This is a genomic window from Acidovorax sp. SUPP950, from assembly GCF_030158935.1.
In the GTDB taxonomy this organism is placed as follows: Bacteria; Pseudomonadota; Gammaproteobacteria; order Burkholderiales; family Burkholderiaceae_C; genus Paracidovorax.
The window spans coordinates 1,089,228-1,103,940 of the sequence record NZ_BQXE01000001.1; the positions used below are offsets into that span (position 1 = coordinate 1,089,228).

Consider the following 14,713-nt stretch of genomic DNA (forward strand, 5'->3'; position numbering starts at 1 on the left):
CGCCGCCACCCGCACGCAATCGGCCGGCGGCACGGAAGGCACCCGGGGGCTCAACTCGCGGCCATGTCCTGCAACCAATCGGCGAAGGCGGCCAGCACGGGGGGCTGCGGCTGCGCCGGGGTGATGAGGTAGTAGGCGCGTTCGCCGCGCAGGGGCCGCTCGCAGGCCAGCACCAGTTCACCCCGGGCCCGCTCGGCCTCGATCAGCAGCGGAGGCATGAGCGCCACGCCCAGCCCGTGCGAAGCGGCCACGGCCAGCATGGAGAACAACTCGTAGCGCGGCCCGTCGAGCGCGCGCGGCGCCTGCACGTCCATGGCCTCGAACCATTGCCGCCATCCGTAGGGGCGCGTGGTCTGCTGCAGCAGCGGCAGGCTCGCCAGCGCCTGGGGTTCGAGCGGCTGCCCGCCGGGCAACAGGCGCGGGCTGCACACGGGCACCACGTCTTCCTGCAAGAGCCGCAGGGCCTGCGTGCCCGGCCAGTTGCTGACCTGCTCGGGCGTGCCGGCATACAGCGCGGCGTCGAATCCGGTGTCGGCGAACAGGAAGGGCCGCGTGCGCGTTTCGATGTGCACGACGATGTCCGGATGCGCCTGGGCCAGCAGGGGCAGGCGCGGGATCAGCCAGCGCGTGGCGAAGGTGGGCACGGCGGCCAGCGCGATCGACCCGCCCTGCCCCTGGTGCGCCATCACGTCCAGCGTGTCGCGCTCCAGCCCCTGCAGCCAGCGGCCCACCTGCCGCGCGTAATGCGTGCCCGCTGGCGTGAGCGCCACCCCGTGCCGCGTGCGGCGAAACAGTGCCACGCCCAGAAAATCCTCCAGCGCCATGATCTGCCGCGACACGGCGCCCTGGGTGAGCGCCAGTTCCTGGGCCGCGCGGGTGTAGCTTTCGTGGCGGGCCGCAGCCTCGAAGCAGGCCAGGGACTGGGTGGAGGGCAAGGTTCGGCGCATGGCGCGATTGTGCCGAAATCCGCACCCGACCGGCTATCCAGATATGAATTGATCGCATGTCTGGATGCAGCATCCTCGCTTGCACCGCACGATCCATGCGCCTACCATCGCACCAACCCGGCCACCCATGCGCTTTTCGCACACCGGAGCCGATCCGAACCCACCTTCCCCGGAGACCCCCCCATGGCCCACGCCGCCTTCCAATGGAGCGACCCGTTCCTGCTCGACCAGCAACTGACCGACGACGAGCGCATGGTTCGCGACGCCGCCGCCGCCTTCTGCCAGGACAAGCTCGCCCCGCGCGTGCTGGAGCAGTTCCGCCATGAAAAGACCGACATCGCCATCTTCCGCGAGATGGGCGAAGTGGGCCTGCTGGGCCCCACCATTCCCGAGCAGTACGGCGGCCCCGGCCTGAACTATGTGGCCTACGGCCTCATCGCCCGCGAGGTCGAGCGCGTGGACTCGGGCTACCGCTCGATGGCCAGCGTGCAAAGCTCCCTCGTGATGGTGCCGATCCACGAGTTCGGCACCGAGGCGCAAAAACAGAAGTACCTGCCCAAGCTGGCCAGCGGCGAGTGGATCGGCTGCTTCGGCCTGACCGAGCCCGACCACGGCTCCGACCCGGGCAGCATGGCATCGCGCGCCAAGAAGGTGCCGGGCGGCTATTCGCTGTCGGGCGCCAAGATGTGGATCACCAACAGCCCCATCGCCGATGTGTTCGTGGTCTGGGCCAAGGAAGTGTCCGAGGCCGGCGCGGTCGGCCCGATCCGCGGGTTCGTGCTCGAAAAGGGCATGAAGGGCCTGAGCGCCCCGGCCATCCACGGCAAGGTGGGCCTGCGCGCCAGCATCACCGGCGAGATCGTGATGGACGAAGTGTTCGTGCCCGAGGAAAACGCCTTCCCTGAAGTGCAGGGCCTCAAAGGCCCCTTCACCTGCCTGAACAGCGCCCGCTACGGCATCGCCTGGGGCGCCCTGGGCGCGGCGGAATTCTGCTGGCACACCGCGCGCCAGTACACGCTGGACCGCAAGCAGTTCGGCCGGCCCCTGGCGGCCAACCAGCTCATCCAGAAGAAGCTGGCCGACATGCAGACCGAGATCGCCATCGGCCTGCAGGCCTGCCTGCGCCTGGGCCGCATGAAGGACGACGGCACCGCCTCGGTCGAGGCCACCTCCATCATCAAGCGCAACAGCTGCGGCAAGGCGCTGGACATCGCCCGCATGGCGCGCGACATGATGGGCGGCAACGGCATCAGCGACGAGTTCGGCGTGGCGCGCCACCTGGTGAACCTGGAGGTGGTCAACACCTACGAGGGCACGCACGATGTGCACGCGCTGATCCTGGGCCGGGCCCAGACCGGCATCGCTGCCTTTGCCAACTGAACCGGCGGACCGACCCACGCGCCCCCGGCCTGGACCGCCAGGGCGGGCGCTGACGGGCAGTTCATGGCCTTTCAGGCCTCCAGCGCAATCAGCACTAGGGCGTATTGCTACTTTTTTAATAGCAAAGTGATTTCCGCATGACCACGACCCCCCAAGCCCCGGCGGGTGCCCTCGCCGGCATCCGCGTGCTCGATCTGTCCCGCGTGCTCGCCGGCCCCTGGTGCACCCAGGTGCTGGCCGATCTGGGGGCGGACGTGGTCAAGGTGGAGCGCCCCGGCGTAGGTGACGACACGCGCCACTGGGGCCCGCCGTTCCTGAAGGACGATGCGGGCAACGACACGGCGCAGGCCGCCTACTTCACGGCCTGCAACCGCAACAAGCGCTCGGTCACCATCGACATGGCCACGCCCGAGGGGCAGGGGCTGATCCGCCAGATGGCGCAGCAGGCCGACGTGGTGGTGGAGAACTTCAAGGTCGGCGGCCTGCGGCAGTACGGCCTGGACCACGCCAGCCTGCGCGCGGCCAATCCCCGGCTCATCTACTGTTCGGTGACCGGCTTCGGGCAAGACGGGCCCTATGCCGAGCGCGCCGGCTACGACCTCATGATCCAGGCCATGACGGGCCTGATGAGCATCACCGGCCGGGCCGACGGCGAGCCCGGCGCCGGCCCGCTGCGCGTGGGGGTGGCCGTGATCGACCTGTTCACCGGGCTGTACGCGAGCAACGCCATCCTGGCTGCGCTGCACGTGCGCGAGCGCACCGGCGAAGGCCAGCACATCGACATGGCGCTGCTGGACGTGGGCATGGCCGTGCTCGCCAACCAGGCCTCGGGCTTCCTGGCCACCGGGCAGGCGCCGACCCGCCAGGGCAATACGCACCCCAGCCTCGTGCCCTACCAGGATTTTCCCACCGCCGACGGCGCCATGCTGCTGGCCATCGGCAACGACGGGCAGTTCGCGCGGTTCTGCGCCGCCGCCGGCCGGCCGGAATGGGCGCAGGACGCCCGGTTCGCCACCAACCCGCTGCGGGTCAGGCACCGGGCCGAGCTGGTCCCCGCCCTGCAGGAGGTCACCCGCACCCGCACCACGGCCGACTGGATCACCTTGCTGCAGGACAAGGCCGTCCCCTGCGGCCCGGTCAACACGCTGGCCGAGGCATTCGACGACCCGCAGGTGCAGGCCCGGGGCCTGCGCGTGGAGCAAGCCCGGTGGCCACAGGGCGAGCCCGGCGACGGCATCGGCCGAATCGCCGGGGTGGCCAGCCCCCTGCGCCTGTCGGTCACGCCGCCGGTGCTGCACCGGGCGCCGCCGGCCCTGGGGCAGCACACCGACGAGGTGCTGGCGGGGCTGGGGCTGGACGCCGAACGCATTGCGCTGCTTCGCGCGGCGAACGTGGTTTAACCCGCCCCAGGCCGATGGCATCGGCCCCGCCCGAGAAAAGCCTTGCCTTCGCGCAAGGCTTTTTTTCATGGCGCGCTCCGCTGCATGGAAAGTTAAAAATGATTTTTATGATAGAAATGATATTTCAATACACTTCATCCATCCGACAGTCCGGGACGCTCCTCACGAAGGGGCGCCCTCCCACTCCCTCAGGGATCTTCCGATGAAGCTCAGCCGAAAACTCCCGCTCGTCTTTACATTCGCCCTCTTGCTGCTTTTCGCCGCTGCGCTGTTCGGCCTTGGCCGGCTGAACTCGGCCCTGACCACGTACCAGACCACGGTCGCCACCCATACCCAGCAAGAGCGGATGGCCGCCGACGTGCTGGGCGACTTCCGGGTGCAGGTACAGGAATGGAAGAACACGCTGCTGCGGGGCAAGGACGATGCGCAACTGTCGCGCTATTGGGCCGCCTTCGCGAAAAGCGAAGGGGCCGTGCAAGCCCAGGCGCGCAAGCTGATGGACGATTTGGCCGCAGGCGACGCGCGTGAGCGGGTGGGCCAGTTCCTGATCGCACACGAACGCATGGGAGTGGCCTACCGCAAAGGGTTCGAAACATTCAAGGCATCGGGCCGAGACCCGGCCGCAGGCGATCAAGCCGTGCAGGGCATGGACCGGGAGCCGGCGCAACTGCTGGAGCAGACGGGCGACCTGATCAGCAAAGCCAGCGCGGCCGTGTCCCTGGAGGCTGCGACGGCAGCGCGCCAGGCCAACTGGATCAGCCTGACCGTGATGCTGGTCGTGTGCGGGGCCAGCGTTTTCGGCGCGGTGCTGTTCAGCCGCACCGTCACGCAACCGCTGGGCAATGCGGTGCGCATTTCGGAAGCCGTGGCCTCCGGCGACCTGACCCAGGCCACCCACGCCCGCGGTCAGGATGAAATCGCCCAGTTGCTGAACGCACTCCATGCGATGCAGACCAGCCTGTCTCAGGTGGTGGGCAAAGTGCGCGACAACGCCGACAGCGTGGCGAGCGCCAGCGGCGAGATCGCGCAAGGCAACAACGACCTTTCGGCCCGCACCGAACGGCAGGCCGGTGCGCTGGAAGAAACCTCGGCCTCCATGGAGGAACTCAGCTCCACCGTGCAGGCCAACGCGGAAAACGCCCGGCAGGCCAACCAGTTGGCCCTGAACGCATCGACCGTGGCCTCCAAGGGCGGCGATGTGGTGTCGGAGGTGGTGAGCACCATGCGCGGCATCAACGACAGCAGCCGCAAGATCGCCGACATCGTGGGTGTCATCGACGGCATCGCCTTCCAGACGAACATCCTGGCATTGAACGCCGCCGTGGAAGCGGCGCGGGCCGGCGAACAAGGGCGCGGCTTCGCGGTCGTGGCCAGCGAGGTGCGCCAATTGGCCCAGCGCAGCGCCGAGGCCGCCAAGGAAATCAAGACCCTGATCCATGCCAGCGTCACGCGCATGCAGCAGGGATCGGTGCTGGCCGACCAGGCGGGCACCACGATGGGCGAGGTGGTCGCCTCGATCCGGCGCGTCACCGACATCGTGGCCGAGATCAGCGCCGCCAGCAGCGAACAAAGCGCCGGCGTGTCCCAGGTGGGCGAGGCCGTCATGCAGATGGATCAGGCCACCCAGCAGAACGCCGCGCTGGTGGAGCAAAGCGCCGCGGCGGCGGACAGCCTGAAGCTGCAGGCACAGCAACTGGTGCAGGCCGTGGCGGTCTTCCGCTTGCGCCCCCACGGCGATCCCGAATCCTGGCCGCGGGGAACCTCGAAGGCCGCGTGAGCGGCAGGCCCGGGATGACTCCTGGGATTGGAATTCCCCGCCTGATACCCATTGCCGCTCTCGCTGGCAAGAAGATTGCACTGCGCTCCTGCCAATCGGAGCGCGGGCGCAACAAGGGAAAATATTAGGACCGGGCCTTTCCCATCCCGCTCTAAAATTTGTAAACACGCGTATCCAATGCGAAGGGGGCAGCGATGAAGGCAGTGCAGCAGGAAATTGACGAGCGGACCAACCTCACCGGAACCAATAAATTCGAGTTGCTGCTCTTTCGGTTGGGCATTGACGACAACCTGGGCAAATCCGAGCTGTTCGGCATCAACGTCTTCAAGATCCGCGAGATCGTGGCGATGCCCAGCATCACGCCCATCGCCGGCGCCACGCCGCATTCGCTGGGCGTGGTCAATCTGCGCGGCCAGATCATCCCGGTGCTCGACCTGCCCTCCATCGTCGGCTGCAAGCCGCAGACCGGCCTGAATATCATGCTGGTGACCGAATACGCGCGCACCACGCAAGCCTTCGCCGTGGAATCGGTGGAAGACATCGTGCGCCTGGATTGGAAGCAGGTGCTTTCCGCCGAAGCCAGCGGCACCGGCGGCCAGCTGGTGACCAGCATCGCGCGGCTGGATGGCAACACCGATGGCTCCCGCCTCGCGCAGGTGTTGGACGTGGAGGCCATCCTGCAGATGGTCTCGCCTTCCGACGAGCACAAGGTCGATCCCGAGAAGGTCGGCCCGCGCCTGAAGCTCAAGCCCGGCACCATGATCCTGGCCGCCGACGATTCGTTCGTGGCCCGCTCGCTCATCGAGAAGGAGCTGCAGGCCCTGCACGCGCCTTATGAAATGACCAAGTCGGGCAAGGAGGCCTGGGACCGGCTGAACGCCATCGCCCGCGCCGCCGAGGCCGAGGGCAAGACCGCCGCCGATCGCGTCGCGCTGGTGCTGACCGATCTGGAAATGCCCGAGATGGACGGCTTCACGCTCACCCGCAACATCAAGCAGGATGCGCGCCTGAACAAGATTCCGGTGGTCATCCACTCCTCGCTGTCGGGCTCGGCCAACGAGGACCATGTGCGCAGCGTGGGGGCCGACGGCTACGTGGCGAAGTTCGTCGCGGAAGACCTGGCCGAGACCATGCGCCGCGTGCTGCCCAAGTAAATCCTGCCAGCCAACACGGCGGCGCTGGGGCCACGGCGGCCTCGCCGCCGCTCAGCGCGGCCTCGGGTAGCCGTTCTCCACCCAGACCGCTGCGCTGGCGCTGGTGAGCACGAAGCCGGGCGACACGCCCACGCGGGCGAGCAGTTCGTCGTCCAGCGCCGAATGCGCGCTCAGCGTCGCGGTCGGGTGTTCATCGTCCGGCTCGATCGCCAGCGACACGCGCACGCGCTGGTCCCGCACGGTGACCGTGACACTCTTGTTCAACCGGGCATGCAGTTGCTGCTCGTGGCGGCGCAGCACCTCCGACGCGGTCTTGACCAGCGTGTGGAAGGCCGAGACATCCAGCGGTTTGGGATTCTTCTTGTCGCGACCCATGGTCCAGGGGCCGACCAGCGCGGGCTCGGACTCTCCCCGCAGCGTCATCTCGACGGCCCAGCCATCGTCGTCTTCGTTCTTGACGACGCGCGCGGTCCAGCGCTCGTCGCTCCACAGGCGGGGTTCCTGCACGGGGGTAAGTTCTGAATCTTCGGTCATGTCGGCCAGATGGGGCCTTCGGCCGCACCAAGGTCGTCCGAAGGCAAAGCTGCACAGTGTAGAACGGGCCGCGCATGGCACACGGCCGGCGGCGCGGCCCAGATCCATTCGCCGGCCAGATCGTCGATCCGCCCGCTGTGTGAAGACGGGGCAAAGCCTGACAATGGCGCCCGCGCAAGGTCAACCAAAATGGTCATCAGCGCGTCACACACGGGCGCGGCGTGTCGCCTGACCGCCGCCGTCACCCATCGGCCGCCAGACGCTCCCTGCAGCGCGGCCACCAGCCAGCGAGGCCTTTCATGTTCCACCCCGCCCTCCGAATCCTTGCCGCCGGCACCCTGGCCGTGCTGGCCACGGGCTGCGCGGTGCCCGGCGACCCCTACTACGAGCCCGCCTATCCGTCCGCCAACTATCCGGCAACGCCGTCCTATCCCTACCCGGCCAATGGCTCGACGTCGATCACCGTGTACGAACAGCCGGCCTATGGCTACAGCCGGCCCGCCTACCCCGTCTATGTACCCACGCCCGTGCCGGCGTATGGCTGGGACCGCCGTGACGATCGCCGGGACGACTGGCGTGAACGGCAGATGCGCGAAGACCGCGAGCGCGCCTGGCGCGACCGCCGGGACCGCGAGGCCCGGGAAGCGCGCGACGCCGACCGCCGCCGCGACAGGGACCGGGACGGCCAGCGTGCGGATGCCGACCGGCGCCGCGCCGAGATGGACCGCCAGCGCGCCGAACTGGATCGCCAGCGCCGCGAACAGGCCGACCGCCAGCGCGGCGAGGACCGCCGCCCGCCGGGCGCGCAAGACCAGCGGCCAGCACCGGGTTGGCGCCTGGAGCAAAATCCCCAGAACCGGCCTTGACCGCCCGGCTCCACCGACCTGAACCGACCGATCGCCCACAGGAAACGGCCATGATCCAGCGCCCTGTCTTCCTAACACCTCGCTCTGCCGCATGGCGCCTCAGCGCCGCGATGGCGGTGGCGGCGTGCGCTACGGCCCCCTTGGCCACCCATGCCCAGGTGATGCGCTGCACCGACCCCGTCTCCGGCAAGGTTACCTACACCGACGGAGCCTGCGACAAAGGCACGGCCGCGCGCGAGGTCGAAGCGCGCAAGAGCCGCGAGGAAATCGAGGAGGAGCGGGCCCAGGCCCTGCAGGCGTTGCAGCTCAAGCAGCAGCGCCAGCAGATCGAGCGCCAGGAAGCCCAGCAGGAGGCACGCCAGGAACGCGAGCGCGCCGCCGCCCGAGCCCCGGCCGATCCGTCCCGCTCCCCCGAATGCGCCCGCTCGCGCCGCAACCTCGACCGGGTGGCCAGCGAATCGGGCGGGGGCAATTACGACGGCCAGCCCCGCCTGACGGCCGCCCAGCGCCAGATGGACCTCGACTGCCTCGGCCCGCAGGGCTATGCGGAAGTCGAACGGTCACGCAATTACAGCGGCGGCAGTGGCGACTACTACGCGCCCCCCGCCGTCGTGGTGCTGCCGCCCCGGCGCCCGGTGGTGGTCCAGCCGGCGCTCCCGGTGCCCTCCGCGCCGATTTCGCACTGCAACGTGTTCCGCTGCTACGACCAGCAAGGAAACGTCCACCCGCGCTGATGCGTGCGGGTGGGCGCGTCAGGTTGCGCGCAGGCCCTGGGCCACGGTCGGGTAGCGCAGCACCACGCGCAGTTCCTTGCGCAGCCGCGTGGCATCCAGCCGGCGCGACTCGCCCATGAAGCTCAGTTGCGGCGCGGGCAACTGCGCCTTCGCATCGCTGCGCGCGATGCGCGGCGGGCGCGGCAAACCGTACAGGTCGGCGGCCAGATCGAAGTAGTCGCCCATCTTCAGGTCGCTCGCATCGCTCACGTGGTACACGCGCTGCGGCTGGCCGCGCCACAGGGCCGCCACGCAGGCGCGGGCCAGGTCGTCGGCATGGATGTGGTTGGTGTAGACGTCGTCCTCGGGCAGCAGCACCGGGGTACCACGGCGCAGGCGGGCTTCGGGCGTGCCGCCTTCGCGGTCGGGCGCATAGATACCGGGAATGCGCAGGATGCTGGCGCGCACGGTGCTGCGGCCCAGGTAGCGCACGGCGCGCTCGGCATTCACCCGGCGTTGCGCGCGGGGCGTGGCGGGCGCGACCGGGCGCGCCTCGGTCACCCACACGCCGCCGCAGTCGCCATACACCCCGCTGGTCGAGCCGTACACCAGCGCGCGCGGCAAGGTGCGCAGGCGCAGCACCCGCGCCAGGGCGACCGTGCGGCCGTCATACCCTTTGGCAGCACCCGGCACCGCATCGCCCGGCGGGGGCGCCAGGTGCAGGACGCGGGTGGCCAGGCCGGACAGGCGGCGCAGGCTGGGCGCATCGTCCAGGTTGCCCAGCAGGGGGGTGATGCCGGCGGCGCGCAACGGCGCCCTGCGCTCAGGACTGGAAGTCAGGGCCAGCACCCGAGGCCGGGGCCCGCCGGCCGATGCACCCAGCACCCGGGCCGCCCGCAGCCCCACGTCGCCACAGCCGATGATGAGCACGCGTTGGCGGCGAAAGCGCGCCGGCAGGGCACCGAGGGGGCTTTGGTTTGAGGGCAAAATCGGATCCGTTTGGCGAGAAGAACTTCCAAGGATACCCACTCCATGACCCCCGCAGAGACGGCCGCAGCCGCCCACCAGATCACCGTACAGCCCAGCGGCCGGGCCTTTGCCGCACAGCCCGGCGAATCCATTCTGGCCGCGGCCATCCGCAGCGGCGTGGGCCTTCCCTATGGCTGCAAGGATGGGGCCTGCGGCTCGTGCAAGTGCAAGAAGCTCAGCGGTTCCGTCGCCCATGGCGAGCACCAGTCCAAGGCCCTGAGCGCGGCCGAGGCCGACGCGGGCTTCGTGCTCACCTGCTGCGCCCAGCCGCTGACCGACGTGGTGCTCGAATCGCGCCAGGTGACCGATGAAAGCGCCTACCCCATCAAGAAGCTGCCGGTGCGCGTGTCCACGCTCACGCGGGTGTCGCACGACGTCATGCAGGTGCGCCTGCAGTTGCCCGCGGCGGACACGTTCCGCTACCACGCCGGCCAGTACATCGAATTCATCCTGCGCGACGGTGCGCGCCGCGCGTACTCCATGGCCAACGCGCCCCACACCCAGGCCGACGCGCCGGGGCTGGAACTGCACATCCGCCACATGGCGGGCGGGCGCTTCACCGACCACGTGTTCGGCGCCATGAAGGAAAAGGAAATCCTGCGTGTGGAAGGCCCCTTCGGCAGCTTCTTCCTGCGCGAGGACAGCCCCAAGCCCATCATCCTGCTGGCCTCGGGCACGGGCTTCGCCCCGATCAAGGCGCTGCTCGAACACATTCAGGCCAAGCGCATTGAGCGCCCGGTCACGCTGTACTGGGGCGGCCGCCGTCCCGGCGATCTATACATGGATGGCTGGGTGCGCGAGCGCATGGCCACGATGCCCCAGCTGGCCTATGTGCCCGTGGTGTCCCATGCCTTGCCGGAAGACGCCTGGGCGGGCCGCACGGGCTTCGTGCACCAGGCCGTGATGGACGACCATGCCGACCTGTCGGGCCATCAGGTCTATGCCTGCGGCGCCCCCATCGTGGTCGACACGGCACGGGTGGTGTACAGCGCGGAACGCCAGCTCCCCCCTGATGAGTTCTATGCAGACGCCTTCACATCCGAGGCCGACAAGCACGGGGCGAGCGAGCCTTCCGCCCAACCCTCCGGAGCCATCTCAGGCTGACGCGGTCCGGGCGCCAGCTTGCAGCAAGGAGCGCGCACCCGGCGCGCGGCCTTCAGCGGCGCCAGCCCGGCCGGCCGTAATAGCCGCGCCCATAGCCGCCCCGGCCATAGACGCCGAAGAACCCGATGGTCGGCGCCACCACCACGGGCGGCGGCGCCACGTACACGGATTCGGTCTGGTAGTAGCCCGGCCCGCCGTAATAGCCGGACCCTGCGTAGTAGCCCGGGCCGACCGGGGCCACGACGCAGCCGGTGAGCAGGCTGGTGGCCACCGAAGCGGCGGCGAGGGTGATGAGGCGGATGGACATGGTGGCTCCTTGGTGCGGGGTCCGAGATGCCATTCAACGCCCCGGACCTTAAGCGGTCACTTCCACACGGTATCTCAGAAGTAACAACCGGTAATAGCCATCCGCCGGCTTTGATGGATGGGCTTCAGCGCGACAGCGCACGGCAGGCCTCCGCACACCGGCGGCAAGCTTCGGCGCAGGCTTGGCAGTGGGCCATGCCGTGCCGGGCGCATTCGTTGGCGCAGCTGTCGCACAGGCGGGCGCACAGGGCACAGATCTCCGGCGCGTGGGCGCTTTCGCGGGCCATGGCGGCGGCGGCCACACGGCACAGCGCGGCGCAGTCCATGTCCAGGGCGATGCACTGCACCATGCAGCGGGGCTCGGGCTCGCGCAGGCACGCGGCTGCGCAGTAGTCGCAGGCATCGGCACATTCGCTGCAGGCACGAATGCACTGGGCATAACGCGATGCGGTGACGGTGTCGTGCGGAGCGGCCTGCGGCATGGAATGTCCTTTTTCCGCCGGTGCGGCGGCGCGTGATGGGGTGCAAACTGGGAAACGGCTTCGACGTTTATAGAAATGCCCCCTCGCGGGCCCTGTAGGACGGCGCTGCGACCTCGCACCGCCGGACCCCCTTTCAATTTTTTGCACAATGGCAGCATGAATCGCAGAAACCTCCTTCTCTCGGCCGCCGCCCTCGCCACGGCGTTTGCATCCCCGCTGGGCTACGCGCAGGATGCGCCGATCCGGCTGATCGTGCCCTACGCACCCGGGGGGCCGCTGGACGTCACGTCCCGCGCGCTGGCCGAGCGGGTGCGCGACACGCTGGGCACGGTGATCATCGACAACAAGGCGGGCGCGGGCGGCAACATTGGCGCCGATGCCGTCGCCAAGGCCGCGCCCGATGGCCTCACCATCGGCCTGGCCGCCACGGCGACGCATGCCGTCAACCCCTGGCTCTACAGCCGCATGCCCTACGACGCGGCCAAGGACTTCGCCGGCATCACGCAGATGGTGAGCGTGCCCAACGTGCTCGTCATCAATGCGGCCAAGGCGGCGGAACTCAAGATCAACACCGTGGCCGATTTGATCGCCTACGCCAAGGCCAACCCCGCCAAGCTGAACTACGGCAGCGGCGGCAACGGCAGCGCAGGCCACCTGGCGGGTGAAATGTTCAAGCAACGCGCCGGCATCTACGCCCTGCACATTCCCTACCGCGGTGCCAGTCCCGCGCAACTGGCGCTGCTGGCCGGCGAAGTGGATTTCAACATTGACAACCTGGCCGCCGCCGCGCCCAACATCCGCTCGGGCAAGCTCAAGGCGCTCGCAGTGACCTCGCCGCAGGCCAGCGCCATGCTGCCGGGCGTGCCCCCGCTGTCGGCCACGTTCAAGGGCTTTGCGATCGAGACGTGGTGGGGCCTGGTCGCACCGGCCGGCACGCCCAAGCCCGTCATCGCCAAGCTGAACAAGGCCTTCGTCGCCGCGCTCAATGCGCCGGAGACCAAGACGCGCTTCGCGGCCCTCATGGCCGAGCCCGTGGGCACCACGCCCGAGCAGTTCGATGCCTTCATGGCGTCGGAGCGTGCCAAGTACCAGCAGGTGGTGAAGGCTTCCGGCGCGAAGGTCGACTGACCAGGCCAGGGCCCGCAGCCACCCTCGGATCGAAACGGTTGCCGGCACATACCCATCGTGCGCTGGCAGCTATATTTTCAATAGCAAATCGTTTCAGGCGGCGGCGCGGAACTGCCGCCGGTAGGCCGAGGGCGCAATGCCCACCGCCGCCGAGAAGTGCTGCCGCAGCGAGACGGCGGAGCCGAAGCCCGACGCCACGGCCACGGCATCGATCAACTGGTCGCCCCCTTCCAGCAGGCGCTGCGCCAGCGCGATGCGCTGGTTCTGCAGCCATTGCCCCACCGTGGTCCCGGTGGACTGGCGAAAGCGGCGCGTGAAGGTGCGCGGGCTCATCACGGCACGCTCGGCCAGCGCCTCCAGCGTGTGCGCCTCGTGCAGGTGTTCGCCCAGCCACTGCAGCAGCGGAGCAAGGCGATCCCCCCGCACCGAGGGCGCCACCGGCTGCTGGATGTACTGCGCCTGGCCACCCTGACGGTGCGGGGCCACCACCATGCGGCGTGCGGCGCAGTTGGCGGCCTCGGCACCGTGCTGCTGGCGCAGCAGGTGCAGGCAGCAGTCGATGCCCGCGGCGGTGCCGGCCGAGGTCAGCACCTTGCCATCTTCCACATACAGCACCTCGGGCCGAAGCGCCACCTGCGGGTAACGCTGCGCGAACGCCTGCGCCAGCGCCCAATGGGTCGTGGCGGCGCGGCCGTCGAGCAGCCCCGCCTCGGCCAGCACGAACGCTCCCAGGCACAGGCCCACGATGCGCGCCCCCCGGCGGTGCGCAGCCCGCAGCGCCGAGAGCAGTTCGGGAGGCGCGGGAGCCAGGTTCTCGTGCCAGGACGGCACCACGACGATCTGCGCGCGCCGCAGCACCGCAAGGCTGTGCGCCACGTCGATGCCGAACCCGGCGGACGTGCGCATCGGGCCGGGCACCACGCCGCACACGCGTAGCCGGTAGCGCGGTGCGCCTTGCGCCGTGCGGTCCTCGCCGAACACCAGGCAGGGCACCGAAAGATGAAAGGGGCTGATGCCGTCGAAGGCCACGACGGCCACGGTGTCGGGGGCGGGCTGGGAGATGGTGCGCATGATGACCCGATTCTATCGATCGATGTCAATCCAGCCACTTTCAGCGATGGCGCGGAAGGCGAACAATCACCTCCGACCCTTCCGCCGCTTCAGGCACCCCCCCTTCAAAAGGACTTCGAGAATGCCCTCCACCCCCACCACTCCCCGCCGCGCCTTGGTCGTCATCGACGTGCAGAACGAATACTTCGCAGGCGGCAACCTGCCCATCGAATACCCGCCGGTGGCCGACACACTGCCCAACATCGCCCGCGCCATGGACGCCGCTCAGGCCGCCGGCGTGCCGGTGGTGGTGGTGCAGCACACCGCGCCCACGGGCGCGCCCGTGTTCGACAAGGCCACGGACCGCTGGCAACTGCACCCGGAAGTGGCACGCCGGCCTGCCAACCACCGCATCGAAAAACAGCTCGCCAGCGTCTTTGCGAACACCGACCTGGCCGACTGGCTGGCTGCCCGCGGCATCGACACGCTGACCGTGGTGGGCTACATGACGCACAACTGCGACGCCAGCACGGTGTTCGAGGCCGCGCACCGGGGTTTGGCCGTGGAGTTCCTGAGCGATGCCAGCGGCGCCCTGCCCTATGCCAATGCGGCCGGCCGCGTGAGCGCCGAGGAAATCCACCGCGTGTTCAGCGTGGTGTTCCACAGCAACTTCGCGGCGGTGGCGACCACCCGGGACTGGCTGGCGGCCGTGCAGGCCGGCCAGGCCCTGCCGAAGGGCGATGTGTATTCGTCGAACCAGCGCGGGCGCGAGGCCGCCTGAACAGTAGTGCAGTAGCGGCGAACACCGACCCGCCGGCGCTCCCTGCGGAGCGCGAGGGGGCC

General features: G+C 69.2%; 15 protein-coding genes. 9 read left to right on the forward strand and 6 right to left on the reverse strand.

Annotated features, from left to right (window positions below):
• Window positions 1-50: 50 nt before the first annotated feature.
• On the reverse strand, window positions 51-947 hold the full coding sequence (locus AVME950_RS05135) for a LysR substrate-binding domain-containing protein (RefSeq protein ID WP_284405899.1): 897 nt from the start codon (window positions 945-947) through the stop codon (window positions 51-53).
• A gap of 183 nt (window positions 948-1,130) precedes the next feature.
• Between AVME950_RS05135 and AVME950_RS05140 the strand changes: the two genes are divergently transcribed.
• The 4 genes from AVME950_RS05140 to AVME950_RS05155 all read left to right on the forward strand — a co-directional run bounded on the left by AVME950_RS05140 (window position 1,131) and on the right by AVME950_RS05155 (window position 6,658).
• Window positions 1,131-2,327, forward strand: a complete 1,197-nt coding sequence (locus AVME950_RS05140) for an acyl-CoA dehydrogenase (protein WP_272564451.1) — start codon at window positions 1,131-1,133, stop codon at window positions 2,325-2,327.
• 137 nt (window positions 2,328-2,464) lie between these two features.
• Window positions 2,465-3,727: a CaiB/BaiF CoA transferase family protein gene (locus AVME950_RS05145; protein WP_284428986.1), complete on the forward strand. Its 1,263-nt coding sequence runs from the start codon at window positions 2,465-2,467 to the stop codon at window positions 3,725-3,727.
• Between the two features lie 202 nt (window positions 3,728-3,929).
• Window positions 3,930-5,504 carry a methyl-accepting chemotaxis protein gene (locus AVME950_RS05150; RefSeq protein WP_284428987.1) on the forward strand — a complete coding sequence of 525 codons (1,575 nt, stop codon included), beginning with the start codon at window positions 3,930-3,932 and terminating at the stop codon, window positions 5,502-5,504.
• A gap of 194 nt (window positions 5,505-5,698) precedes the next feature.
• Window positions 5,699-6,658 carry a chemotaxis protein gene (locus AVME950_RS05155; RefSeq protein WP_284428988.1) on the forward strand — a complete coding sequence of 320 codons (960 nt, stop codon included), beginning with the start codon at window positions 5,699-5,701 and terminating at the stop codon, window positions 6,656-6,658.
• 51 nt (window positions 6,659-6,709) lie between these two features.
• Here the strand turns inward: AVME950_RS05155 and AVME950_RS05160 are convergent, their stop codons facing one another.
• A complete protein-coding gene (locus AVME950_RS05160; protein WP_284428989.1) occupies window positions 6,710-7,192 on the reverse strand; it encodes a hypothetical protein in 483 nt (160 codons plus the stop codon).
• Window positions 7,193-7,491: 299 nt separating this feature from the next.
• Here AVME950_RS05160 and AVME950_RS05165 point away from each other — a divergent pair, with 299 nt between their 5' ends.
• Complete coding sequence (locus AVME950_RS05165; protein WP_284428990.1) at window positions 7,492-8,058, forward strand: hypothetical protein; 567 nt, start codon at window positions 7,492-7,494, stop codon at window positions 8,056-8,058.
• Between the two features lie 50 nt (window positions 8,059-8,108).
• Window positions 8,109-8,792, forward strand: a complete 684-nt coding sequence (locus AVME950_RS05170; RefSeq protein WP_284428991.1) for a DUF4124 domain-containing protein — start codon at window positions 8,109-8,111, stop codon at window positions 8,790-8,792.
• An 18-nt stretch (window positions 8,793-8,810) separates the two neighbouring features.
• On the opposite strand, the gene AVME950_RS05175 is transcribed toward AVME950_RS05170, so the two are convergent.
• Window positions 8,811-9,758 (reverse strand): NAD-dependent epimerase/dehydratase family protein, encoded by a 948-nt coding sequence (locus tag AVME950_RS05175; protein ID WP_284428992.1) that lies wholly within the window; start codon window positions 9,756-9,758, stop codon window positions 8,811-8,813.
• A 45-nt stretch (window positions 9,759-9,803) separates the two neighbouring features.
• Here AVME950_RS05175 and AVME950_RS05180 point away from each other — a divergent pair, with 45 nt between their 5' ends.
• Entirely contained in the window at window positions 9,804-10,904 is a 1,101-nt protein-coding gene (locus AVME950_RS05180) for a CDP-6-deoxy-delta-3,4-glucoseen reductase (RefSeq protein WP_284428993.1), read from the forward strand.
• Between the two features lie 52 nt (window positions 10,905-10,956).
• Here the strand turns inward: AVME950_RS05180 and AVME950_RS05185 are convergent, their stop codons facing one another.
• Window positions 10,957-11,211, reverse strand: coding sequence for a hypothetical protein (locus AVME950_RS05185; protein ID WP_284394909.1), 255 nt, complete (start codon window positions 11,209-11,211; stop codon window positions 10,957-10,959).
• A gap of 124 nt (window positions 11,212-11,335) precedes the next feature.
• The gene (locus tag AVME950_RS05190) at window positions 11,336-11,692 is read right to left on the reverse strand and encodes a four-helix bundle copper-binding protein (RefSeq protein ID WP_284428994.1); all 357 of its coding nucleotides are present in this window, start codon (window positions 11,690-11,692) and stop codon (window positions 11,336-11,338) included.
• Between the two features lie 156 nt (window positions 11,693-11,848).
• Between AVME950_RS05190 and AVME950_RS05195 the strand changes: the two genes are divergently transcribed.
• Window positions 11,849-12,820, forward strand: coding sequence for a tripartite tricarboxylate transporter substrate binding protein (locus tag AVME950_RS05195; protein WP_272564462.1), 972 nt, complete (start codon window positions 11,849-11,851; stop codon window positions 12,818-12,820).
• Window positions 12,821-12,913: 93 nt separating this feature from the next.
• Here AVME950_RS05195 and AVME950_RS05200 read toward each other — a convergent pair whose 3' ends face one another.
• The gene (locus AVME950_RS05200) at window positions 12,914-13,891 is read right to left on the reverse strand and encodes a GlxA family transcriptional regulator (protein ID WP_284428995.1); all 978 of its coding nucleotides are present in this window, start codon (window positions 13,889-13,891) and stop codon (window positions 12,914-12,916) included.
• 121 nt (window positions 13,892-14,012) lie between these two features.
• Between AVME950_RS05200 and AVME950_RS05205 the strand changes: the two genes are divergently transcribed.
• Entirely contained in the window at window positions 14,013-14,651 is a 639-nt protein-coding gene (locus tag AVME950_RS05205) for a cysteine hydrolase family protein (protein ID WP_284428996.1), read from the forward strand.
• The last annotated feature ends 62 nt before the right edge of the window (window positions 14,652-14,713 follow it).